Annotated in this window: 18 protein-coding genes, 1 tRNA gene and 1 pseudogene; 10 read left to right on the top strand and 10 right to left on the bottom strand. The window is 73.4% G+C overall.

The features are described 5' to 3' along the window. The first annotated feature begins 73 nt into the window (after positions 1 to 73). The 3 genes and pseudogenes from lysX (at position 74) to ACZ6S5_RS21370 (ending at position 6258) form a co-directional block, all read left to right on the top strand. The gene (gene lysX, locus ACZ6S5_RS21380; protein WP_466002962.1) at positions 74 to 3406 is read left to right on the top strand and encodes a bifunctional lysylphosphatidylglycerol synthetase/lysine--tRNA ligase LysX; all 3333 of its coding nucleotides are present in this window, start codon (positions 74 to 76) and stop codon (positions 3404 to 3406) included. A 128-nt stretch (positions 3407 to 3534) separates the two neighbouring features. After that, positions 3535 to 4500, top strand: a pseudogene (locus ACZ6S5_RS21375) (glycoside hydrolase family 16 protein); the annotation flags it as partial. A 135-nt stretch (positions 4501 to 4635) separates the two neighbouring features. Further along, entirely contained in the window at positions 4636 to 6258 is a 1623-nt protein-coding gene (locus ACZ6S5_RS21370; protein WP_466002960.1) for a cellulose binding domain-containing protein, read from the top strand. 11 nt (positions 6259 to 6269) lie between these two features. Here ACZ6S5_RS21370 and ACZ6S5_RS21365 read toward each other — a convergent pair whose 3' ends face one another. Together ACZ6S5_RS21365 and ACZ6S5_RS21360 are read right to left on the bottom strand one after the other, a co-directional pair. Beyond that, positions 6270 to 6932 carry a DedA family protein gene (locus ACZ6S5_RS21365; protein WP_466002958.1) on the bottom strand — a complete coding sequence of 221 codons (663 nt, stop codon included), beginning with the start codon at positions 6930 to 6932 and terminating at the stop codon, positions 6270 to 6272. Positions 6933 to 7014: 82 nt separating this feature from the next. Continuing rightward, complete coding sequence (locus tag ACZ6S5_RS21360) at positions 7015 to 7614, bottom strand: DUF1349 domain-containing protein (protein ID WP_466002956.1); 600 nt, start codon at positions 7612 to 7614, stop codon at positions 7015 to 7017. 73 nt (positions 7615 to 7687) lie between these two features. Between ACZ6S5_RS21360 and ACZ6S5_RS21355 the strand changes: the two genes are divergently transcribed. After that, positions 7688 to 9340, top strand: coding sequence for an alpha-amylase family protein (locus ACZ6S5_RS21355; protein WP_466002954.1), 1653 nt, complete (start codon positions 7688 to 7690; stop codon positions 9338 to 9340). Positions 9341 to 9396: 56 nt separating this feature from the next. Continuing rightward, complete coding sequence (gene fabG / locus ACZ6S5_RS21350; RefSeq protein WP_466002952.1) at positions 9397 to 10155, top strand: 3-oxoacyl-ACP reductase FabG; 759 nt, start codon at positions 9397 to 9399, stop codon at positions 10153 to 10155. Between the two features lie 122 nt (positions 10156 to 10277). On the opposite strand, the gene ACZ6S5_RS21345 is transcribed toward fabG, so the two are convergent. After that, on the bottom strand, positions 10278 to 10694 hold the full coding sequence (locus tag ACZ6S5_RS21345) for a hypothetical protein (protein ID WP_466002950.1): 417 nt from the start codon (positions 10692 to 10694) through the stop codon (positions 10278 to 10280). Continuing rightward, positions 10687 to 11082, bottom strand: a complete 396-nt coding sequence (locus ACZ6S5_RS21340) for a hypothetical protein (RefSeq protein ID WP_466002948.1) — start codon at positions 11080 to 11082, stop codon at positions 10687 to 10689. Before ACZ6S5_RS21340 ends, ACZ6S5_RS21345 begins: the two co-directional genes overlap by 8 nt. 171 nt (positions 11083 to 11253) lie before the next feature. Here ACZ6S5_RS21340 and ACZ6S5_RS21335 point away from each other — a divergent pair, with 171 nt between their 5' ends. Then, the gene (locus tag ACZ6S5_RS21335) at positions 11254 to 12153 is read left to right on the top strand and encodes a Gfo/Idh/MocA family protein (RefSeq protein ID WP_466003076.1); all 900 of its coding nucleotides are present in this window, start codon (positions 11254 to 11256) and stop codon (positions 12151 to 12153) included. 97 nt (positions 12154 to 12250) lie between these two features. On the opposite strand, the gene ACZ6S5_RS21330 is transcribed toward ACZ6S5_RS21335, so the two are convergent. Next, positions 12251 to 12442, bottom strand: coding sequence for a DUF2795 domain-containing protein (locus tag ACZ6S5_RS21330; protein WP_123243051.1), 192 nt, complete (start codon positions 12440 to 12442; stop codon positions 12251 to 12253). 79 nt (positions 12443 to 12521) lie between these two features. Between ACZ6S5_RS21330 and ACZ6S5_RS21325 the strand changes: the two genes are divergently transcribed. Beyond that, a complete protein-coding gene (locus ACZ6S5_RS21325) occupies positions 12522 to 13778 on the top strand; it encodes an erythromycin esterase family protein (protein ID WP_466002946.1) in 1257 nt (418 codons plus the stop codon). A gap of 42 nt (positions 13779 to 13820) precedes the next feature. Here ACZ6S5_RS21325 and ACZ6S5_RS21320 read toward each other — a convergent pair whose 3' ends face one another. From ACZ6S5_RS21320 to ACZ6S5_RS21310, 3 genes are all read right to left on the bottom strand, one after another. Beyond that, positions 13821 to 16001, bottom strand: a complete 2181-nt coding sequence (locus ACZ6S5_RS21320) for an MMPL family transporter (protein WP_466002944.1) — start codon at positions 15999 to 16001, stop codon at positions 13821 to 13823. A 34-nt stretch (positions 16002 to 16035) separates the two neighbouring features. Next, positions 16036 to 16581: a TetR/AcrR family transcriptional regulator gene (locus tag ACZ6S5_RS21315; RefSeq protein WP_466002942.1), complete on the bottom strand. Its 546-nt coding sequence runs from the start codon at positions 16579 to 16581 to the stop codon at positions 16036 to 16038. An 80-nt stretch (positions 16582 to 16661) separates the two neighbouring features. Continuing rightward, positions 16662 to 17057 carry a winged helix-turn-helix transcriptional regulator gene (locus ACZ6S5_RS21310; RefSeq protein WP_466002940.1) on the bottom strand — a complete coding sequence of 132 codons (396 nt, stop codon included), beginning with the start codon at positions 17055 to 17057 and terminating at the stop codon, positions 16662 to 16664. Positions 17058 to 17137: 80 nt separating this feature from the next. Here ACZ6S5_RS21310 and ACZ6S5_RS21305 point away from each other — a divergent pair, with 80 nt between their 5' ends. After that, positions 17138 to 18580, top strand: a complete 1443-nt coding sequence (locus ACZ6S5_RS21305) for an MFS transporter (RefSeq protein ID WP_466002938.1) — start codon at positions 17138 to 17140, stop codon at positions 18578 to 18580. A 107-nt stretch (positions 18581 to 18687) separates the two neighbouring features. Here the strand turns inward: ACZ6S5_RS21305 and pdxR are convergent, their stop codons facing one another. Beyond that, entirely contained in the window at positions 18688 to 20088 is a 1401-nt protein-coding gene (gene pdxR, locus ACZ6S5_RS21300; RefSeq protein ID WP_466003074.1) for a MocR-like pyridoxine biosynthesis transcription factor PdxR, read from the bottom strand. A gap of 52 nt (positions 20089 to 20140) precedes the next feature. Here pdxR and ACZ6S5_RS21295 point away from each other — a divergent pair, with 52 nt between their 5' ends. Beyond that, positions 20141 to 20914: an isocitrate lyase/PEP mutase family protein gene (locus ACZ6S5_RS21295; protein ID WP_466002936.1), complete on the top strand. Its 774-nt coding sequence runs from the start codon at positions 20141 to 20143 to the stop codon at positions 20912 to 20914. Between the two features lie 55 nt (positions 20915 to 20969). Continuing rightward, entirely contained in the window at positions 20970 to 21929 is a 960-nt protein-coding gene (gene ligD, locus ACZ6S5_RS21290) for a non-homologous end-joining DNA ligase (RefSeq protein ID WP_466002934.1), read from the top strand. A 58-nt stretch (positions 21930 to 21987) separates the two neighbouring features. On the opposite strand, the gene ACZ6S5_RS21285 is transcribed toward ligD, so the two are convergent. Continuing rightward, positions 21988 to 22059: transfer RNA gene (locus ACZ6S5_RS21285), tRNA-Arg, on the bottom strand. Positions 22060 to 22061 lie beyond the last annotated feature (2 nt).

Here is a 22061-nt window from a genome sequence, read left to right as displayed (position 1 = left end):
CGGGAATCCCGTGACTACGATGGGCCCGGCCCGGCGCCCGGCGCGTCGGTCACCGGCAGCGAGGGAGGCTGCGTTGACCCCGAGCACGGCGGCATCGAAGGTGGGCGACGTCCGGCGTACCGGCCGTGGTTGGCAACGCCAGGTGCCGAGGGCCTTCGCCACCCTGCTCTGGGTGGTCGCGGTGGTCTGCGCGCTCGCCGCGGTGAGCAGCGCCGCCCGCCTGGAGTTCCAGCCGGTCCGCAAGGCGATCGACGCGCTGCTGGTGCCCGCGCCGGCCAACCTGGCGTACGCGGTCTTCCTGGGCACCCTCGCCTCGGCGGTGCTGCGCCGCAAGCGGCTCGCGTACTGGGTGCTGGTCGCGTACTTCAGCCTCACCCTGCTGGTCGGCCTGCTGGCCGCGGTGCTGCTGCTGACCGTCGGCGGCAACGACCTCACCGACGACGCCGGGGAGCGGCTGTTCACCACCCTGGAGACGGTCGGGGTCTGGGTCGGCATCGTCTTCGCCGCTGGCGCGCTGGCCCTGCTGCTGGCCGCCCGCCGCGAGTTCTACGCGCGGGTCCGCAGCGGCAGCACGTTCCGGGCCCTCGGCGTCTTCCTCGGCTTGGCGGTGCTCTCCGTCGGGCTCGGCTACCTGTTGCTCCTCGTCGAGCCGGGCAGCCTGCACACCTGGTCGGACCGGCTGGGGTACGCGGTCGAGAAGGTGTTCGGTGGCGCGATCACGCTGGACCTGACCCGGCGGGGCCACGCGCCCGGCTGGGTCAACCTGGTGCTCGGCGGGTTCGGCGCGATCAGCTTCGCGGCCGGCCTGTTCACCCTGGTCCGCTCGCAGCGGGCGAACGCGGTGCTGCACCCGGACGAGGAGGAGCGGATCCGCGAGCTGCTCGCCCGGTACGGCGACCGGGACTCGCTCGGCTACTTCGCCACCCGCCGGGACAAGGCGGCCGTCTTCTCGCCGAGCGGCAAGGCGGCGATCACCTACCGGGTGGTCAACGGGGTCAGCCTGGCCAGCGGCGACCCGGTCGGCGACCCGGAGGCGTGGGGTCCGGCCATCGAGGCGTGGCTCGGCCAGGCCCGCGAGTACGCCTGGACCCCGGCGGTGCTCGGCGCCAGCGAGGCGGGGGCGCGGGCGTACCACCGGCACGGCCTCAAGGTGCTCCAGCTCGGCGACGAGGCCATCCTGTTGACCCGCGAGTTCGACCTGGACGGGCGGGACATGCGCCCGGTCCGGCAGGCGGTGCACCGGGTCGAGCGGGCCGGCTACACCGCCCGGGTGCGCCGGCACGCGGAGATCCCGCCGGAGGAGCTGGCCGGGCTGGCCGACCTGGCCACGTCGTGGCGGGACACCGAGCACGAGCGGGGCTTCTCGATGGCGCTGGGCCGGCTCGGGGACCCGGCCGACGGTGACTGTGTACTGGTCGAGGCGCGGGACGGCGAGGGCCGGGTACGCGGGCTGCTGTCGTTCAGCCCGTGGGGCGCGCACGGGGTGTCGCTGGACCTGATGCGCCGGGACCGTGGCGCCGAGAACGGGATCACCGAGTTCATGGTGACCGCGCTGCTCGCGGCGGGTCCCCGGATCGGCGTCGAACGGGTGTCGCTGAACTTCGCGGCGTTCCGCTCGGTGTTCGAGCAGGGCGCCCGGATCGGCGCCGGCCCGGTCATCCGGCTGTGGCGACACACCCTGCTCTTCTTCTCCCGCTGGTGGCAGCTGGAGTCGCTCTACCTGTCCAACGCCAAGTACCAGCCGCACTGGACGCCGCGCTACCTCTGCTTCGCCGAGCGCCGGGAGCTGGCCCGGGTGGGCATTGCGGCGGCGGCCGCCGAGGGCTTCCTGGCCCTGCCCGGCGGCCGACCCACCCCGCTGCACGGGGTGCCGCCGGCCGGTGGTGGCGTCGGGTTCGTGCCGCCGGCCGCCGCGACGGTCCGGGCCGTCCCGCCGGAGCCGGCTCCGGCGCCGCGGCCGGAGCAGGTCCGGGTACGCCTGGCCAAGCTGGACCGGCTGCGCGCCGAGGGCGTCGACCCGTACCCGGTGGGCTATCCGCGGACCGAGAGCTGCGCGGCGGTGCGGGAGCGGCACGCCGGGCTGGCCCCGGACACCGGCACGAGAGAGACCGTGGCGGTGGCCGGCCGGGTGATGCTGGTCCGCGACCACGGCCGGGTGCTCTTCGCCACCGTCCGGGACGGCAGCGGCGACCTCCAGCTGATGCTGGAGCACGACCTGGACCGCTGGCGGGCCACCGTCGACATCGGCGACCACGTCGGCGCCACCGGCGAGGTGTACGCGACGCGGCACGGTGAGCTGTCGGTGCGGGTGGCCGACTGGCAGCTCACCGCCAAGTGCCTGCGCCCGTTGCCGGACAAGCACCACGGGCTGGCGGACCCGGAGGCCCGGGTCCGGCAGCGCTACCTCGACCTGGCCATCAACGCCGACGCCCGGGACCTGCTGCGGGCCCGCGGCGCGGCCCTGCACAGCCTGCGTTCCTCGCTGGTCGGGCGGGGCTTCCTGGAGGTGGAGACGCCGATCCTGCAGCGGGTGCACGGCGGGGCGAACGCCCGCCCGTTCGTCACCCACAGCAACGCGTACGACCTGCGGCTGAGCCTGCGGATCGCGCCCGAGCTGTATCTGAAGCGGCTGGCCGTGGGCGGCGTCGAGCGGGTGTACGAGCTGGGCCGGGCGTTCCGCAACGAGGGCGTCGACGCCACCCACAACCCGGAGTTCACCGTGCTGGAGGCGTACCAGGCGTACGCCGACTACCACGACATGCGGGCGCTGGCCCGGGAGCTGATCGTGGCGGCGGCGACGGCGGTGCACGGCGCGCCGGTGGCCCGCCGGCCCGGCGGCGAGCTGGTCGACCTGGGTGGCGAGTGGCCGGCGCGGACGGTCAACGAGGCGATCTCCGCCGCGCTGGGCGAGGAGGTCACCGCCGACACCGACGTCGCGGCCCTGCGCAAGTTCTGCGACGCGGTCGGGGTGCCGTACGACCCGCGCTGGGAGCGCGGCGCGGTGCTGCTGGAGCTGTACGAGCGGCTGGTCGAGGCGCGGACCGAGGTGCCGACGTTCTACCTGGACTTCCCGACCGACGTGTCCCCGCTGACCAGGCAGCACCGGCGCGACCCGCGGCTGGCCGAGCGGTGGGACCTGGTCGCGTTCGGGATGGAGCTGGGCACCGCGTACACCGAGCTGGTCGACCCGACCGAGCAGCGGCGCCGGCTCACCGAGCAGTCGCTGAAGGCGGCCGGCGGTGACCCGGAGGCGATGGAGCTGGACGAGGACTTCCTCACCGCGCTGGAGTACGCCATGCCGCCCACCGGCGGCCTCGGCCTCGGCGTGGACCGCTTGGTGATGCTCCTGACGGGCCGCTCGATCCGCGAGACCCTCCCCTTCCCGCTGGTCCGCGAATCCTCCTGACCCCGCGGGCACGCTGCGTCCGGCGTGGTTCCGGAACCGTCGGTTTTCATTGACAAGGTGCAGGCGGGGGCGTAGAAAACGCCGTCAGAGAGCGCTCTCACGCCCCGTCCCCCAGGGAGGCACCCCCGATGAGTCCTGTCCCGGCGGCAATCGCCGCCCCCTCCGTCGCGCGCCGGTCGCGCCGACGGCTCTCCCTGGCGGCGGCCGTGCTCGCCACCACCACCGCGGTGGCCGCCGTCTCGATGACCGCGCACGCCGCCGTTCCACCGCCCCCGTCCGGCTGGAGCCTGGTGTGGAGCGACGACTTCACCGGCGCGGCCGGCACCCTGCCATCGTCCACCAATTGGATCATCGACAACGGCACCAGCTACCCGGGCGGGCCGGCCCGCTGGGGCACCGGCGAGGTCGAGACGTACACGTCGAACACCGCGAACCTCAGCCAGGACGGCGCCGGCAACCTGCGGATCACCCCGCTCAAGGACCGGGCCGGCCGGTGGACCTCGGCGCGGATCGAGACGGTCCGCGCCGACTTCAAGCCGGCGCCCGGGGGAGTGCTCGCCCTGGAGGGCCGGATCCAGATGCCCGACGTCACCGGCACCCAGGCCGACGGCTACTGGCCGGCCTTCTGGGCGCTCGGCTCGCCCTACCGGGGCAACTACCAGAACTGGCCGGGCATCGGTGAGTTCGACGTGATGGAGAACGTCAACGGGCTCAACCAGGTTTGGGGCACCCTGCACTGCGGCGTCAATCCGGGTGGGCCGTGCAACGAGACCAACGGCCTGGGCAACACCCGGGCCTGCCCCGGCAGCACCTGCCAGTCGGCGTTCCACACCTACCGCTTCGAGTGGGACGCCTCGGTCAGCCCCCAGGTGCTGCGTTGGTACGTCGACGGTCAACTCTTCCACACCGTCAGCCAGACCCAGGTCGGTGACCCGTACTGGTCGCAGATGACCGACCACGCGGGCTACTTCCTGCTGCTGAACGTGGCGATCGGCGGGGCCTTCCCGAACGGGGTGGCCGGTCACACCACCCCGACCCGCTCCACCGTCTCCGGCAGGCCGATGGTGGTCGACTACGTGGCGGTCTACCAGAGGTGACCTGCGTCAACTGGTCCACCTTCCGTCACTGAGGTGTGAGGAGGGGCCCCTTTGCCCGCACCAGGGGTTGACAAGGGGCCCTTCCTCGCATCCGAACCCGCCTCTGGACAGAAACAGTTAACACTCTTAATAATGAGCGGCAACGTCGACGGTCATGAATACCTCCCGCCCCCGTCCCTGGAGGACGCCGTGAGACTCCGCTCCGCCCGCGCGGCGACGTTCGCCGCCGCGCTCGCCACCGCCCTGGTGGCGGCCACCGTGCTGGCCGCGCCACCCGCCTCCGCCGCCACCGCCGCCTTCGTCCGCACGTCCAGCTGGGACACCGGGTACGAGGCGAAGTTCACCGTCACCAACGACAGCTCGGCCAGCATCTCCTCGTGGAACGTCCAGTTCGACCTGCCCGCCGGCAGCACCGTCGGCTCGTACTGGGACGCGCTGCTGAGCACCTCCGGGCAGCACGTCACCGCCGTCAACCAGTCCTGGAACGGCACCCTCGCCCCGGGCGCCAGCACCACCTTCGGCTTCATCGTCAGCGGCACCGGCAACCCGACCAACTGCACCGTCAACGGCGGCCCGTGCACCGGCGGAGGCGGCGGCACCCCGGGAGCCCCGGCCACCCCGGGCGGCCTGCGCGTCACCGGCGCCACCAACACCTCGATCTCGCTGGCCTGGAACGCCGTCTCCGGCACGGTCAGCGGCTACCGGGTATACGAGGGCAGCAGCGTGAAGGCCACCGTCGCCGGCACCTCGGCCACCGTCTCCGGGCTGGCCGCCTGCACCGGGCACAGCTACACGGTCACCGCGTACAACGCCAGCGGCGAGTCGGCCAAGTCGGCGGCGGTGTCGGGCAGCACCACCGGCTGCACCGGCGGGGGCGGCGGCGCGATGGCCGCCGCGCCCTACCTCTACCCGGGCTGGGGCGACCCGCCCGCGCCGTCGACGGTGATGGGCGCGACCGGGATCAAATGGTTCACCATCGCGTTCGTGCTCTCCGGCGGCGGCTGCACGCCGGCCTGGGACGGCACCGGCTCGCTCACCGGCAGCACCTGGGCCAACACCATCGCCGCCATCCGGGCCGCTGGTGGCGACGTGATCCCCTCGTTCGGCGGCTGGAGCGGCAACAAGCTCGGCCCGAACTGCTCCTCGGCCAGCGCCCTGGCCGGCGCGTACCAGCAGGTCATCAACGCGTACGGGCTGAAGGCGATCGACATCGACATCGAGAACACCGACGAGTTCGAGAACGAGGTGGTGCAGGACCGGATCCTCGGGGCCCTGAAGATCGTCAAGCAGAACAACCCCGGCCTGCGGACCATCGTCACCATCGGCACGTCGACCAGCGGGCCGTCCTGGTGGGGCACCCGCCTGATCAATCAGGCCGCCGCGCTCCAGGCCAACATCGACGTCTTCACCATCATGCCGTTCGACTTCGGTGGCGGGACGAACATGTACCAGAGCACGGTGAACGCCGCCGAGGGGTTGAAGAACGCGCTCAAGACCGCGTTCGGTTGGTCGGACGCCACCGCCTACGCCCACCTGGGCATCTCCGGCATGAACGGCCTCTCCGACCAGCAGGAGCTGACCTCGCCGGCCACCTGGACCCAGATCCGGGACTGGGCCAAGGCCCGCGGGCTCGCCCGGTTCACCTTCTGGTCGGTCAACCGGGACCGGCCCTGCCCGGGCGGCGGCGTGGTCTCCAACTGCTCCGGCATCTCCCAGAACACCTGGGAGTTCACCTCGATCACCGCGCAGTACTGAGAGCCTGCGGGTCAGCGACCGGCGGTCACCGACCGCCGGTCGCGCCGCCGGCGTACCTTCTTCACCGCCCAGCTCGCGATCATCACGGCGAAGACCGCGAAGATCGCGTAGTTGAACCAGTGGCTGTACCGGTCGACCTCCTGCCAGCGGGTGCCGAGAACGAAGCCGAGCCCGACGATCAACGCGTTCCACACCCCGCTGCCGATCGTGGTGAGCAGCACGAACTCGCCCAGCGGCATCCGGTTCGCCCCGGCCGGGACGGACACCAGGCTGCGGACCACGGGCACCACTCGGCCGATCAGCACCGCCCACCTCCCGTGCCGCTCGAACCAGCGGTCGGCCTTCTCCAGGTCCTCCCGGTCCACCAGCGGGATGTGGTCCAGCCAGCGCTTCAGCCGTTCCTCGCCGAGCGCGGCGCCGAGCCAGTAGAGCACCAGCGCACCGAGCAGCGAGCCGGCCGTCGCGGCCAGCACGATCAGCACCACGTTGAACCGGCCCTCGGCGGCCAGGTAGCCGGCCATCGCCAGGACGATCTCGCTGGGGATCGGCGGGATGACGCTCTCCAGGGCGACCAGCAGCGCCACCCCGACGGCGCCCAGCGAGTCGATGACCGTCGCCACCCACCCGGTCAGCCCGCTGAACTGGTTCGGGTCGACGTTCTGGGCGAGAGCCATGGGCGTCCTTCCGCGCGGCGTCGGGGGATCGGAGACACGTACCCCGCGGCAGGTCGGTCACACCTTACGGTGACCGGCCCCACTAGCCCTCCGGGTGCAGCGCCTCGTCCGCTGGTCCCTGCCGCCAGCCGGTGAAGCGGACCACCAGGCCGCCCCGGCTCGGCGAGCAGCAGTACGGCCCGGCCGACGCCGCGGCCGCCGGGTCGAGCGGGGCGACCCGGACCAGCCGCCACGGCTCGTCGGCCACCCGGGCCCGGACGGTCAGCGCGTCGCCGGTCCGGCTGACCCGCACGCTGACCTCCCGCCCGGACCACTCCGGCACCGGCGCGACCGACCAGTCCGACCGCTCGTCGGTGACCACCGCGCCGACCTGCGGCTGGCCGTCGCTGACCTCCACCCCGGCCTTGGCCCAGCGCCGGTCGTCCACCCGGACCAGCACCCCCGCCTGGTCGAACTGCGCGGCGTAGTCGAGCTGGAAGCTCACCTCCACGGCGCTGTCCACCGGGAACGGCGCCAGCAGCGCCGACCCGTCGTCGTGCACGAAGCCGTAGCTGGTCCGCCGCCAGAAGTCGCTGCCCCCGCGCGGCTCGACCAGCAGGTCCGGGCCGGAGGAGTCGGCCCGCTCCGGTGGGTTCAGCCAGCTGCCGGTGGACCAGTCGACGGCTACGGTGTCGGCGCTCATCCCGGCACCGTACCGGGCCGTGCGGGAGGGTCACGGGTTTGCCCTGTCAACGAACCGGAGAAGTAAACCCGGCATGGGTGACAGGTGGTACCAGGAGGCGGTCGTCTACTGCCTCGACGTCGACACGTTCGCGGACTCCAACGGCGACGGGGTGGGTGACTTCCGCGGCCTCATCGGCCGGCTGGACTACCTCGCCCGGCTCGGGGTGACCTGCCTCTGGTTGCACCCGATCCATCCGTCGCCCAACCGGGACGACGGCTACGACGCCACCGACTTCTACAACGTCAGCCCGAAGCTGGGCACCCTCGGCGACTTCGCCGAGCTGCTGCACCAGGCGAAGAACCGGGGCATCCAGGTGATCATCGACCTGGTGGTCAACCACACCTCGGACGAGCACCCTTGGTTCCAGTCCGCCCGATCCTCGCCCGACTCCCCGTACCGCAACTGGTACGTGTGGAGCGACGAAGCGCCGCCGGACCGCCACCAGGGCATGGTCTTCCCCGGCGAGCAGAACGAGACCTGGAGCTACGACCGGACCGCGAAGGCCTGGTACTACCACCGCTTCTACAAGTTCCAGCCGGACCTCAACGTGGCCAACCCCGACGTCCGCGCCGAGATCAAGAAGATCATGTCCTTCTGGCTCCAGCTCGGCGTCTCCGGCTTCCGGATGGACGCGGTGCCGTTCATCATCGAGCTGACCGAGCCGGGCAACCCGGACTCCCCCAAGGACATGGACTTCCTCACCGAGTTGCGTCAGCACGTGCAGTGGCGGCGCGGCGACGCGGTCCTGCTGGCCGAGGCGAACGTCGAACCGGACCAGCTCCCGACCTACTTCGGCGACAGCGGCGGCTCGGCCAACCGGATCCACATGCTCTTCGACTTCATGATGAACGGGCGGCTGATGCTGGCCCTGGCCCGGCAGGACCCGGAGCCGGTGATCGAGGCGCTGCGGGACACCCCGGCCCTGCCCGAGGGCGGGCAGTGGGCCACCTTCCTGCGCAACCACGACGAGATCGACCTGTCCCGGCTCACCGCCGAGCAGCGCAACCAGGTGTACGAGCAGTTCGGGCCGGACGAGGACATGCGGCTCTACGGCCGGGGCATCCGCCGCCGGCTCGCCCCGATGCTCGGCAACGACCGGCGCCGCATCGAACTGGCGTACGCGCTCCAGTTCTCGCTGCGCGGCACGCCGGTGCTGCGCTACGGCGAGGAGATCGGCATGGGGGAGGACCTGTCGCTGCCCGGCCGGCAGGCGATCCGTACCCCGATGCAGTGGTCGTACAAGGAGAACGCCGGCTTCTCCACCGCGGACCCGGAGAAGCTGGTCCGGCCGGTGGTCGACAAGGGCGACTACGGCTACCAGCGGGTCAACGTGACCGCCCAGCGCAAGGACCCGCGCTCGCTGCTGGGCTGGTTCGAGCGGATGATCCGTACCCTCCGGGAGGCCCCGGAGATCGGCACCGGCTCCACCAGCCACATCGACGTGCCGATGCCGCCCGGGGTGCTCGCGCACCGGGCCGACGGCCCGACCGGGACGATGGTCTTCCTGCACAACCTCGGCACCGAGGACGTCGAGGTCGACCTGAGCGTCCTCGCCCCCGAGGCGGACCTGCCGATCGACGTGCTCACCGACCGCAACTACGAGGACGTCGGCAAGCTGGACCAGCTCAAGCTATCCGGTTACGGCTACCGGTGGATCCGGATCTGCCGGGGCAATGAGTTCTGACGGCCGGACCGGGGGTTAAGCTCCTTCGATCGAGCTCAAGTTACCGGGAGGTAATCATGTCGGAGGAGCCCCGCGTCGCCATCGTGACCGGAGCCGCGCGCGGCATCGGGGCGGCCACCGCCCGCCGCCTGGCCGCCGACGGCATGGCCGTCGCCGTGGTCGACATCGAGGAGGCGGCGACCAAGGAGACCGTGGACGCCATCGCCGCCGCCGGCGGCGGGGCGCTCGGCGTCGGCGCCGACGTCTCCGACCGGGCCCAGGTGGAGGCCGCCGTCGAGCGGGTCGCCGCCGAGCTGGGCGCGCCGACCGTGCTGGTCAACAATGCCGGCGTGCTCCGCGACAACCTGCTGTTCAAGATGACCGAGGCCGACTGGGACACGGTCATGGGCGTGCACCTGCGCGGGGCGTTCCTGTTCAGCCAGGCCGCGCAGAAGCACATGGTCGAGCGGAAGTGGGGCCGGATCGTCAACCTGTCCAGCACCTCGGCGCTGGGCAACCGGGGCCAGGCGAACTACTCCGCCGCTAAGGCCGGCCTGCAGGGCTTCACCAAGACGCTGGCCATCGAGCTGGGCCCGTTCGGGGTGACCGTCAACGCGGTCGCGCCGGGCTTCATCGTCACCGACATGACCGCCGCAACCGCCGCCCGCATGAAGGTCGACTTCGAGGCGCTCCAGCAGCACGCCGCCGCCGAGATCCCGGTGCGCCGCACCGGCCGCCCGGAGGACATCGCGCACACCATCTCGTTCCTGGCCAGCGAGGGCGCGTCCTTCGTCTCCGGCCAGGTCATCTACGTCGCCGGCGGTCCCAAGGACTGAGTGACCCGTCGCCCCGCGAACGGCCACTCCTTCGGCGAAGGAGTGGCCATTCCGCGTTCCATGACCACTCCTTCCGCGAAAGAGCGCCCATCCGGGCGGGCGCGGGCGGAGCGGGGCGGGAGTCAGGCTGGGTCGTGGCGGGTGCGCCAGAGCCAGAGGAGGCCGAGCATGGGCAGGACGAGCGGGATGTAGCCGTAGCCGCTGCCGAAGTCCGACCAGACCGTCTCGTCCGGGAAGAGTTCCTTGTCGGCGATGCTGAGGATGCCGACCGCCACCACCCCGACCAGCTCCACCGAGCAGCAGGCCAGCGCCACCCGGCGGCCGGCGTGCCCGGCCCGGGCCAGCCCGACCGCCGCCACGATGTAGATCAGCGCGGCCACCGCGGAGAGCAGGTACGCCACTGGCGCCTCGTCGAACTTGGTGGCGATCTGCAGGCCCGCCCGCGAGGTCGCGGCGATGGCGAAGAGGATGTAGACGGCGATCAGCAGCCGGCCCGGCCCCTTGTTGGTGGCGCGCTCCGGCGCCCTGGTTTCAGCCACCGAGGACCTCCCAGGTCTGCTGCAGGCGGACCACCACCACCGGGGTGACCAGGCAGACGGCGCAGACGATCGCCGAACCCCAGCGGGTCGGCTCCATCCGGGCCAGCACCCAGGCCAGCGGTGGCAGGCAGACCAGCGTCACGAGGTAGCCGAAGAACGCCCCCGGCTCGCCCGGCCGCTCGCCGCCACCGAGCGCGACCAGCGCCAGCACGGCGAGCGCGAGCAGCGCCAGTTCCAGCACCGCCAGGCCGGCGAACTGGAGCCGGTCCGGCGCCCGGTGGCGCAGCGCCGCCACCAGGGCCCAGACCGCGATCAGGAGCGACAGCACGATCGAGGCCGTCGCGAAGATTCCGTCCACCGGCGAGCCGGCCGCCGTGGCGCTGGTCATCGACGCCGTCCCGGCGCAGTCCCGTTCACCGGCACAGCCTACTAAGCGTCGTAGTAGCCACCGCCGCCCGGCTCTCCCGACGCGTCGGGGCCGCATGCCGCGGGCCGGACGACTAGCGTGGATCACGGCCACCGGCGTACGCCGTGGCGGACGACGACGGCAGGGGGACTCGTGCTGCGGTTCGGCTTGTTCGGCACCGGTCACTGGGCGGCGGAGACGCATGCCGCGGCCATCGACGCCCACCCCGGGGCCGCCCTGGCCGGGGTCTGGGGTCGCGACCCGGAGAAGGCCGGTGCGCTGGCCACGCGACACGGCGTACCGGCCTTCGACGACGTGGACGCGCTGCTGGGCGCGTGCGACGCGATCGCCGTGGCGCTGCCGCCGGACGTGCAGGTCGAGATCGCCGTCCGGGCCGCCACCGCCGGCAAGCACCTGTTGCTGGACAAGCCGTTGGCGTTGAGCCTCGCCGAGGCCGACCGGGTGGTCGCCGCCGCGCAGGCCTCCGGGGTGGCCTCGGTGGTCTTCTTCACCAGCCGCTTCCTACCGGACATCGCCGCCGAACTCGCCGCGCTCGCCTCGGCCGGGGGCTGGCACACCGCGAAGGTCGTCCGGTTCGCGTCGATCTTCCAGCCGGGCAGCCCGTACGGTGACTCCGCCTGGCGGCTCCGGCACGGCGCGCTGTGGGACATCGGCCCGCACGCGCTCTCGCTGATCCTGCCGGTGCTCGGCCGGGTCACCCGGGTCGCCGCGATGGACGGGCCGCGCGGCCTGGTGCACCTGCTGCTCGCCCACGAGGGCGGCCCGACCAGCACCATCTCCCTCACCCTCGACGCGCCGGCGGAGATGACCGCCAAGGAGTCCGTCTTCTACGGCGACAACGGGACGGCGGAGCTGCCGCCTGGTGACGGAAGCGCGATCACCGCCTTCGGCACGGCGATCGACCAGCTGTTGGAGGAGGTCGAGGCGGGCACCCGGGACCACCGTTGCGACGTCCGGTTCGGCCGGGAGGTGGTGGCCGTGCTCGAGGCCGCCGAGACCGCCCGCACCCAGGGCCGCACCGTCGACCTCTGAGCCCGCCCGGCCGCCACGACGCCGGGCGTCAGCAGCGGGAGGACCGCCGCCGTTCCGCCGCGAGGCGAGCGGCCAGGCGCCGCCGCGTGAACGACGCTCAGGCGAGGGTGTTCAGCGCCTCGCCCAGCTCGGCGGGACTGTCGAACTCCTCCACCGGCAGCGCCTTGAGCATCTGCAACATCTCGGTGCTGCCACCGTTCTCCTGGCACCAGCGGACCAGGTCCTCGCGGGAGACCGGATAGTCGAGCCCGGCCAGGAACTCCTGCCACTGCACCCCGGTGACGGTCATGCCGCCCGGCTACCCGCTCTCCCCGCGGCCATGCCCACGGATCACGGTTTGCCTGGGCGGGTCCCGGGTAGCCGCGGGCATGCTGGTACAGCGGCTCGGCGCGCCGAGCGATTTCGACCCGTTGCTGGAACGCGTCCGGGACGCCCGCATCGTCATGATCGGCGAGGCGACGCACGGCAGCTACGACTACTACCGGCTGCGGGAGCAACTGACCCGGCGGCTCATCGCCGAGCAGGGCTTCGACTTCGTCGCGGTGGAGGGGGACTGGCCGGACTGCGACCGGGTGCACCGCTCGGTGGTGGGCGCTCCCGGCGGGCTGGCCGACCCGATGGTCGCGCTGGAGCGGTTCGAACGTTGGCCCACCTGGATGTGGTCGAACGCCGAAGTGGCCCGGTTCAGCCGCTGGCTGCGGGCCTGGAACCTGGAACGCCCCGAGGGGGAGCGGGCCGGCTTCCACGGGCTGGACGTCTACAGCCTCTGGGAGTCCATGCAGGCCATCTTCGACTACCTGGGCGAGGAGGACCCGGCCGCGCTGGAGGCGGCGCAGGAGGCGTACCGCTGCTTCGAGCCGTACGGCAAGCGGGTCGAGGAGTACGGCACGGCCAGCCGGTTCGTCTCGGCGCGCTGTGAGGAGGAGGTGATCCGGCTGCTGGCGCGTACCCGGGAACAGGCCGCCGCGGACGGCCCGGACCGCTTCTCGGCCTGGCAGAACGCGGAGGTGGTGGCCGGCGCGGAGCGCTACTACCGGGCGATGGTCGGCGGTGGGCCGGAGTCGTGGAACGTCCGGGACACCCACATGGCCGACACCCTCGACCGGCTGCTGGACCGCTACGGGCCGGGGTCCCGGGGCATCGTCTGGGCGCACAACACCCACGTCGGTGACGCCCGGGCCACCGACATGGCGGCGGACGGCATGGTCAACATCGGCCAGTTGGGCCGGGAACGGCACGGCCGGGACGCGGTGGCGCTGGTCGGCTTCGGCAGCTACCGGGGGACGGTGATCGCCGCGCCGCGCTGGGGTTCCCCGGCCGAGGCGCTGGTGGTGCCGCCGGCCCGGGAGGGCTCGGTGGAGCGGCGGCTGCACGAGTTGATGCCGGAGCGGGCGGTGCTGGTCTTCGGCGGCCCGGACCAGCCGGAATGGGTGACCGGCGAGGCCGACCATCGGGCCATCGGGGTGGTCTACGACCCGAGCTTCGAGTCCTGGGGCAACTACGTGCCGACCCGGCTCGGCGAGCGGTACGACGCGTTCATCTGGTGCGACGAGGCGACCGCCCTGCACCCGCTGCCCGCCCTTACCACCCCCGGCGAGATGGAGACCTACCCGGCCGGGGTGTGAGCGGGCGGGCCCCGGCCGACGGCCGGGGGCCCGCATTCCGGCTCAGACGGCGGCGGTCTCCTTCTCGGCGAGGTGGGCGCGCAGGCCCTCGCCCTCGACGTCCACGTTGGGCAGGATCTTGTTCAGCCAGCGCGGGAGCCACCAGGCGCCGTTGTTCAGCAGCGACATCACCGCCGGGACGATGGTCATCCGGACCACGAAGGCGTCGATGGCCACGCCAACCGCGAGCGCGGCGCCCATCGACTTGATGATCGGGTCCTCGAGGAAGACGAAGCCGCCGAAGACCGAGATCATGATCAGCGCGGCGGCGGTGACCACCCGGGCGCCGTGGCCCATGCCGTTGATGGTGGCCTGCCGGGCGGTGTCGCCGTGCACGAAGTCCTCGCGCATCCGGGAGACCAGGAAGACCTCGTAGTCCATGGCCAGGCCGAACAGGATGCCGATGAGCAGGATCGGCAGGAAGCTGACCAGCGGGCCGGGGGTGTCCAGCCCGACCAGGTCGGCCAGGTGTCCCTGCTGGAACACGGCCACGGTGATGCCGAAGGTGGCCGCCACGGTGAGCAGGAAGCCGAGCGCGGCCTTGACCGGCACCAGGATCGAGCGGAACACCAGCATCAGCAGCAGCACCGACAGGCCGACGACCAGCAGCAGGTAGACCGGGAGCGCGGCGGAGAGTTTCTCCGACACGTCGATGCCGATCGCGGTGACGCCGGTCAGCAGCACGTCGGCGTCCTTGATCCCGCCGACCTTGTCGCGGATGTCGTGCACCAGGGTCTCGGTGGCCGCGTCGGTCGGCCCGGTCTTCGGGATGACGCCGATCAGCGCGGTCCGGCCGGCCGGGTCGAGCTGCGGCGGGGCCACCGCGAGCACCCCGTCGGTCCGCTGGAGCAGCGCGGTCACCTGCGGCACCGCGGCCTGCGTGGCCTGCGGGGAGTCGGCGGTGACGACCACCGCGAGACGGCCGGTGAAGCCGGGACCGAAGCCCTCCCGGATCAGGTCGTTGCTGACCCGGGCCGGGGTGCCCTCGGCGGCGGTGGCGGCGTCCGGCAGCGCCAGGCGCATGTCCTGGGCCGGAATCGCGAGCAGGCCGAGGCCGAGCAGGCCGACCAGGATGACCGGGATCCGCAGCTTCGTCACCCACCGGGCCCAACGGAACCCGAAGCCGGACCGGTCCTCCGAGCCGGTGGCGTCGGACTCGACCGCGTCCTGTCCGCGCAGCTTGCGCGGCAGCACCCGGCGGCCGGCGAAGCCGAGCAGCGCCGGGGCGAGGGTGATCGCGACCAGCACCGCCACGGTGACCGTGCCGGCGGCGGCCAGACCCATCACGGTGAGGAACGGGATGTCCACCACGGCCAGGCCGGCCAGCGCGATGACCACGGTGGCGCCGGCGAAGACCACGGCGGAGCCGGCGGTGCCGACGGCCCGGCCGACCGCCTCCTCGGGGGAGAGCCCGTCGAGCAGGTTCTGCCGGTGCCGCGAGGTGATGAAGAGGGAGTAGTCGATGCCCACCGCGAGGCCGAGCATCAGGGCCAGGATCGGCGCGGTGCTGGTCAGCTCGACCGCGCCGCTGAGCGCGAACAGGCCGGCCATGCCGACGCCGACGCCGATCAGCGCGTTCAGCATGGTCATCCCGGCCGCGACCAGGGAGCCGAAGGTGATGACCAGGACGATCGCGGCGACCAGTACGCCGAGGCCCTCGGTCGAGCCGACCTCCGGCTCGGCGTTGAGCACCTCGCCGCCGGGGGCGATCTGCCAGCCCTGGGCCTCGGCCTGCGCGCCGACCTTCTCGTACGCGTCGCGCTGGCTCTTCGTCACGTCGTCGGCCCGGCCGGCGAACTGCACCTGGATCAGCGCGTACCGGCCGTCCGGGGTGAGCGCCTTGACCTGGTACGGGTCGACCGCGCCGACCACCCCGGGCAGGGTGGCCGCCTCCTGGGTGACCTGCTTGACCACGGTCTGCCCCTGCGGAGTGAGCAGATCGCCGGCCCGGGGCGCCTTCACGGCGATGGTGCCGGTGGCACCGCTGGCCGCCGGGAACCGGTCGGAGAGCAGGTCGATGGCGCGCTGGGACTCGGTGCCCGGCATGGTGAAGTTGCTCGCCGTCGGGCCCCTGAGGGTGGCCGCAGCGATACCGAGACCGACGAGTACGACGAGCCAGACGACGGCGACGAGTCGCCGGCGCCGCAACGATGCCCGGCCGAGCCGGTACAGCAGGGTCGCCATGAAGGTTCCTTTGTCCTCGGGGTTCGGATCTGGGTCAGGTGGTGGGTTCGAGCGCGCGGTGCGCCACGGCCAGCAGCGCGGGTCGCAGCTCCTGGTCCGGGATGTCGAGGAATTCGCCGCAGGTCTCGGCGATGCCGGCGAGGACCACCAGGGCGGCGATCCGCGCGGCGGGGCGGTCGGAGTGGCCGGCGAAGGCCGCGATGAGCCGTTCGGAGATCTGCTGGATGTGCGCGAACGCCGGCTGCTGGAGCAGGTCCGGGAACTCGCCGCGGAGCAGCGCGATCTCCCGTCGGAAGCGCACGGCCAGGTCGACGAAGCCCTCGGCGGCGACCCGCTGGGCGTCGGCCCCGGTCCGCTCGGCGATCCGCGCGTCGAGCTCCTCCAGCATCGCGATGGCGGGCGCCATCAGCTCGCAGAGCAGGGCTTCCTTGTTGGCGAAGTGGTAGAGCACGGTGGCCTTGGAGCAGCCGACCTCGCGGGCGATGTCCTGCAACGAGGTGCCCTTGTAGCCGGTGACGGCGAAGCGCCGCCCGGCCGCCGCGAGGATCTCCTGGTGGGTCTCCGGTACCGCCCGTGCCATGCCCTCCAGCATGCCTGACCGATCGGTCAGCACCTGACCGATCGGTCAGACCAATTGCGTGGCCTTCGCCACAGCCGCGCTCAGCCGACCGGCGCGCCGTGCTCCTGGTCGTACGCCACCCGCGCGGCACTGATCGACTCCCGGTGCCGCTCCGCCCACTCGGTCAGCGCGACGAGGGACTCGTAGAGCTCCAGCGCCATCGGGGTGGCCGTGTACTCCACCTTGGGCGGGACGGTCGGGTAGACGTGCCGGCGCAGCAGGCCGTCCCGCTCCAGGTTGCGCAGGGTCAGCGTGAGCATCCGCCGGCTGATCCCCTCGACCTGGCGCTCCAGTTCGGTGAAGCGGATCGGGCCCTGCGAGGCGGCGATCAGGATGCCGATGCTCCACTTCCCGCCGACCCGGTCCAGCGCCTCGCGGACGGTGCAGGCCCGGGCCTGCTGGGCCGTCACGGTCACACAGTTGTTCCCCTGGGACACCAAAGTGCCTCCTTCCGCTCCGCGCCATGGTCACAGACGATGGCCTCGGTAACAAATCGTGCACCAAGGAGGCGCCTCCCATGACGGGGACACACCGCTGGCCCGCGCTGCTCGTGCTCTGCGCCGGCAGCCTGATGATCATCCTGGACGGCAGCATCGTCGCGGTGGCACTGCCGGCGATCCAGGCCGACCTGGGCTTCCCGCCCGCCGGACTGGCCTGGGTGGTGAACGCGTACCTGGTCGCCTTCGGTGGTCTGCTCCTGCTGGCCGGGCGGCTCGGCGACCTGCTCGGCCGGCGGCGGGTCTTCCTGGCCGGGGTCGCCCTGTTCACCCTCGCCTCGCTGCTCTGCGCGCTGGCCACCGGACCGGCCACCCTGGTCGCGGCCCGGTTCGCGCAGGGCGTCGGCGGCGCGCTCACCACCGCGGTCAGCCTCGGCATGATCGTGCGGCTCTTTCCCGAGGCGGCCGAGCGGGCCCGGGCGATCGCCGTGTTCAGCTTCACCGGGGCGGCCGGCGCGTCGCTCGGCCTGCTGGCCGGGGGAGTCCTCACCGACCTGGCCGGCTGGCGGGCGATCTTCCTGATCAACCTGCCGATCGGTGGGCTGATCCTGGCCGCCGGCGTACGCCTGATCGTCCGGGACCCGGGGGTCGGACTGCGGGCCGGCCTGGACCTGGCCGGGGCGGTGCTGGCCACCGCCGGCCTGATGGCCGCGGTGCTGGCCATCGTCGGCGCGGGGGAACACGGCTGGACCTCGGCGCGCACCCTCGGCGCGGCCGGGCTCGCCGCGGTCCTGCTGGCCGGGTTCGCGGCCCGGCAGCGGGTCGCCGCCACGCCGCTGCTGCCGCCCCGGGTGCTGCGGGCGCCCGGCCTGGTCGCCGCCAACGCGGTGCAGTTCCTCATGGTGGCCGCGTACTTCGGCTTCCAGTTCCTGCTCGCCCTGCACCTGCAACTCGTGCTCGGCCTGGGGCCGGCGGCCACCGGCTTCGCCTTCCTGCCCACCCCACTGGCCATCGCGGTGGTGTCGCTGGGCCTGGCCGGCCGCCTGGTGGGTCGCCTCGGCGCCCGCCGGGTGCTGGTCGGCGGGCTGGCGCTCGCCGTGGTCGGCTTCCTGCTGCTGGCCCGCCTTCCGCTGCACGCCGGGTACGCCGTCGACGTGCTCCCGGCGCTGCTGGTCTTCGGCATCGCCGGTGGGCTGACCCTGCCGGCGGTCACCACGCTCGCCATGGCCGGCGCGGAACCGGCCGACGCCGGGCTCGCCTCCGGACTGGCCAACACCACCCAGCAGGTGGGCGGGGCGCTCGGCCTGGCCGTCCTCGCCACCCTGGCCGCCAGCCGCACCGACGCGCTGCGGGCCGCCGGGACGGAGCCGGTGGCCGCCCTCGCCGCCGGCTACCGCTCCGCGTTCGCCGTGGCCGCCGCCCTGGTCACCGCAGCCCTCCTGCTCGCCCTGGTCACCACCCGCCGGTCCGGCCGCCCCGCCCCGGTCGCCGCCCGCGTGCGCGAGACCTCGCCCGCCCGCTGACGCTCGGGCGGGCGGCATCTTCCCGGAACTTGCTGTCTCCCAGCGAGGTGAGGCAGCAACTTCCGGGAAGTTGCTGCCAGCGGGGCAAGGTGGCGTGGTCGGGAGGGTCAGGCGGGACGGCCGGGCAGGACGCGGGCCAGGAGGTCGAGGGCGGTGGGGTAGGCGTGTGCGGGCGGGCGGGCGTAGCCGATCACCAGGCCGGGGGGCTGGTCGGCCGGCCCGTGGTGGTGGGCGGCCAGCCCGCTCAGGCCCAACCCGTGTGCGGCGGCCGCCGCCAACACCTCCGCCTCGCCCGGCCCGTCGAAAGGTAGCTGGACGGTGGCGTGCAGGCCGGCGGAGATCCCCTCCACGGTCAACCGCCCGCCGAGCCGGGCCAGCAGCAGGTCCCGCCGCTCGCGGTAGCGACGCCGGACGGTACGGACCTGCCGGTCGTAGCCGTGGGTGTCGATCAGGTCGGCGAGGGCGAGCTGGCCGATCGTCTCCGTGTGCAGGTCGAGGTGGCGCTTGGCGTCCACCACCGGATCCACCAGCCGGGCCGGCAGCACCAGCCAGGCCAGGCGCAGCGCCGGCCCGAGCGTCTTCGCCGCCGTGCCCACGTACGCCACCTGCTCGGGGGCGGTGCCCTGGACCGCACCGACGGGTTGGCGGTCGTACCGGAACTCGCCGTCGTAGTCGTCCTCCACGACGAGGCCACCGCCGGACCGGGCCCAGTCGGTCAGCGCGTGCCGGCGGGACGGGTGCAGGGTCACCCCCGCCGGGTACTGGTGCGCCGGGGTCACCACGGCCGCGCCCATCCGGGCGAGGTGCCCGGTGCCGAGCAGGTCGGTGCGGGCGCCCCACCCGTCCACCGGCAGCGGCAGCACCGTGCCGCCGTGCCGCCGCACCACCTCGCGGTGGAACGTCAGCCCCGGGTCCTCCATCGCCACGGCGGGCGTGCCGGCGTCGCGGAGCACCGTGGTGAGCAGCACGAGCGCCTGGACGTAGCCGGACGTGATCACGATCCGCTCCGGGTCGGCGAGCACGCCGCGGGCCCGACCCAGGTAGCCGGCGAGCGCGCGGCGCAGCTCCGGCCGGCCGCGCGGGTCGCCGTAGCCGTAGGCCTCGGCCGGGGCCACGGCCAGCGCCCGGCGGAGGGCGCGCAGCCAGGCGGTCACCGGGAAGAGCCCCACGTCGGGGCTGCCCGGGCGCAGGTCGTACCGGAAGGGGGCCGGCCCGGGCGGCGGCGGGGCCGGCGCCGGCGCCACCTGGCGCAGCGAGCTGACCTCGGTGCCCGCGCCGACCCGGGCGACCAGCCAGCCCTCGGCGACCAGCTGGTCGTAGGCGGCGCTGACCGTGCCCCGGGACAACCCCAGTTCGGCGGCGAGGGCGCGGGTGGCCGGCAGCCGGGTCGACGCGGGGAGCCGGCCGTCGCGGATCGCGTCCCGCAGGGCCCGTTCCAGCCCGGCCCGCCGGCCGCCGCTCGCGTCCAGCTCCAGGTGCAGGTCGACGCCGAAATCGGCCCAGTCCATCGGCACGGAATTGGAGCTTAGGCCCAGCCGCCGCCCCGGCGAGAATCGCCACATGACCGAACTGAGCCGGCGGGCCGACACGCTGCGCGCGCTGCACCGCCCCGGAGATCCGCTGGTCCTGCCGAACGCCTGGGACCCCGGGTCCGCGCAGGCCGTCGTCGCGGCGGGCTTCCCGGCCGTCGCCACCAGCAGCGGCGCGGTCGCCGAGGCGCTCGGCCACGCCGACAACGAGGCCACCCCGGTGGACGAGATGTTCGCCGCGGTCGGCCGGATCGCCGCCGCGGTCGCCGTCCCGGTCACCGCCGATCTGGAGCGGGGGTACGGGCTGCGCCCGGCCGAGCTGGTCGAGCGGCTGCTGGCGGCCGGCGCGGTGGGCTGCAACATCGAGGACTCCGACCCGCGTACCCGCGTGCTGTGCGACGTCGAGGAGCAGGCCGACCTGCTCGCCGGCATCCGGGGGGCGGCCCGGGCGGTCGGGGTGGACCTGGTGCTCAACGCCCGGGTCGACGTGCACCTGCGGGCGTACGGCCCGGCGGAGGAGCGGCTCGCCGAGGCGGTCCGCCGGGCCCGCCGCTACCGGGCGGCCGGGGCCGACGGCGTCTACCCGATCATGCTGGCCGACCCGGCGGAGATCCGCGCCTTCGTCGCCGAGGTGGACGCCCCGGTGAACATCATGGCCCGCCCCGGCGCGCCCAGCCCGGCCGAGCTCGCCGCCCTCGGCGTGGCGCGGGTCAGCTACGGCTCCGGCGTGTACGCCGCCGCCCACGCCCGTACCACCGAACTGCTCGCCGCGATCCGCGCCGGCGGCGACCCGCTCGTCTCCTGAGGCGCTGTGCCGTGTCGGGGTTGCCGACCCGCGCTCGGCCCGGGAAGGTGGTCGGATGGGTGCCGCTGACGAGACCCGGGACGGGGTGTCGCTGACCAACCTGGACCAGCCGCTCTTCGACGGCGCCGGGGCGACCAAGCGCGACCTGGTCGACTACCTGGACGCCGTGCACGCGCGGATCCTGCCCGAGCTGCGCGACCGGCCGCTCTCGGTGATCCGGGTACGCCCCGGGCAGGAGCCGTTCATGCAGAAGAACCTGCCGAAGTACACGCCCGACTGGGTGCGCCGCACCGAGGTCTGGGCGGAGGCGTCCCACCGGCGCATCTCGTACGCCCTCTGCGACGACCGGCGCACCCTGCTCTGGTTCGCCAACCAGCGGGCGGTGGAGTACCACCCGACGCTGGGCCGGGCGGGTGACCCCGAACACCCCACCCACCTGGTGCTCGACCTGGACCCGCCGGAGGGGGACTCGTTCGGGATGGCGGTGCGGGCCGCGCTGCTGGTCCGCCAGGCGCTGGCCGACGCCGGGCTGGCCGGGGCGGTGAAGACCAGCGGGGCGAAGGGGCTGCACGTGATCGTGCCGGTGGCGGAGGGGACCACCGCCGAGGAGGCGGCCGCCGCGACCCGGGCCCTCGCCGTGCACGCCGAACGGCTCGACCCGGCGCTGGCCACCACCGCCTTCATCGTCGAGGACCGGGGCGGCCGGGTCTTCGTGGACTCCACCCGGGCGTACGGGGCGACGGTGGTGGCCGCGTACAGCCCCCGGATCCGGCCCGGCACGCCGGTGTCGTACCCGGTCGGCTGGGCCGATGTGGAGTCGGTGACGCCGGCCGAGTTCACCGTGCGGACGGTGCCGGGGCTGCTCGGCGACCGGAACCCGTGGGCTGCGGCGCTGCCCGCGCCGCAGCGGCTGCCGGCGGACCTGGTGGCCGAGGGGCGGACCATCCCGGTGGCCCGGGTGCAGGCCATGCACGAGGGCAAGCGCCGCGCGAAGGCCCGCCGCGAGGCCGGCTGACCCACCCGGAGTGACGAAGAAAGCCCGGACCGATCGGCCCGGGCTTTCTTCCTGTCTGTGCCCCCGGCAGGATTCGAACCTGCGCCCCCGCCTCCGGAGGGCGGTGCTCTATCCCCTGAGCTACGGGGGCTC

It is taken from the genome of Micromonospora sp. NPDC051924 (assembly GCF_055586005.1).
This window is presented reverse-complemented; position numbering and strand designations above follow the sequence as displayed.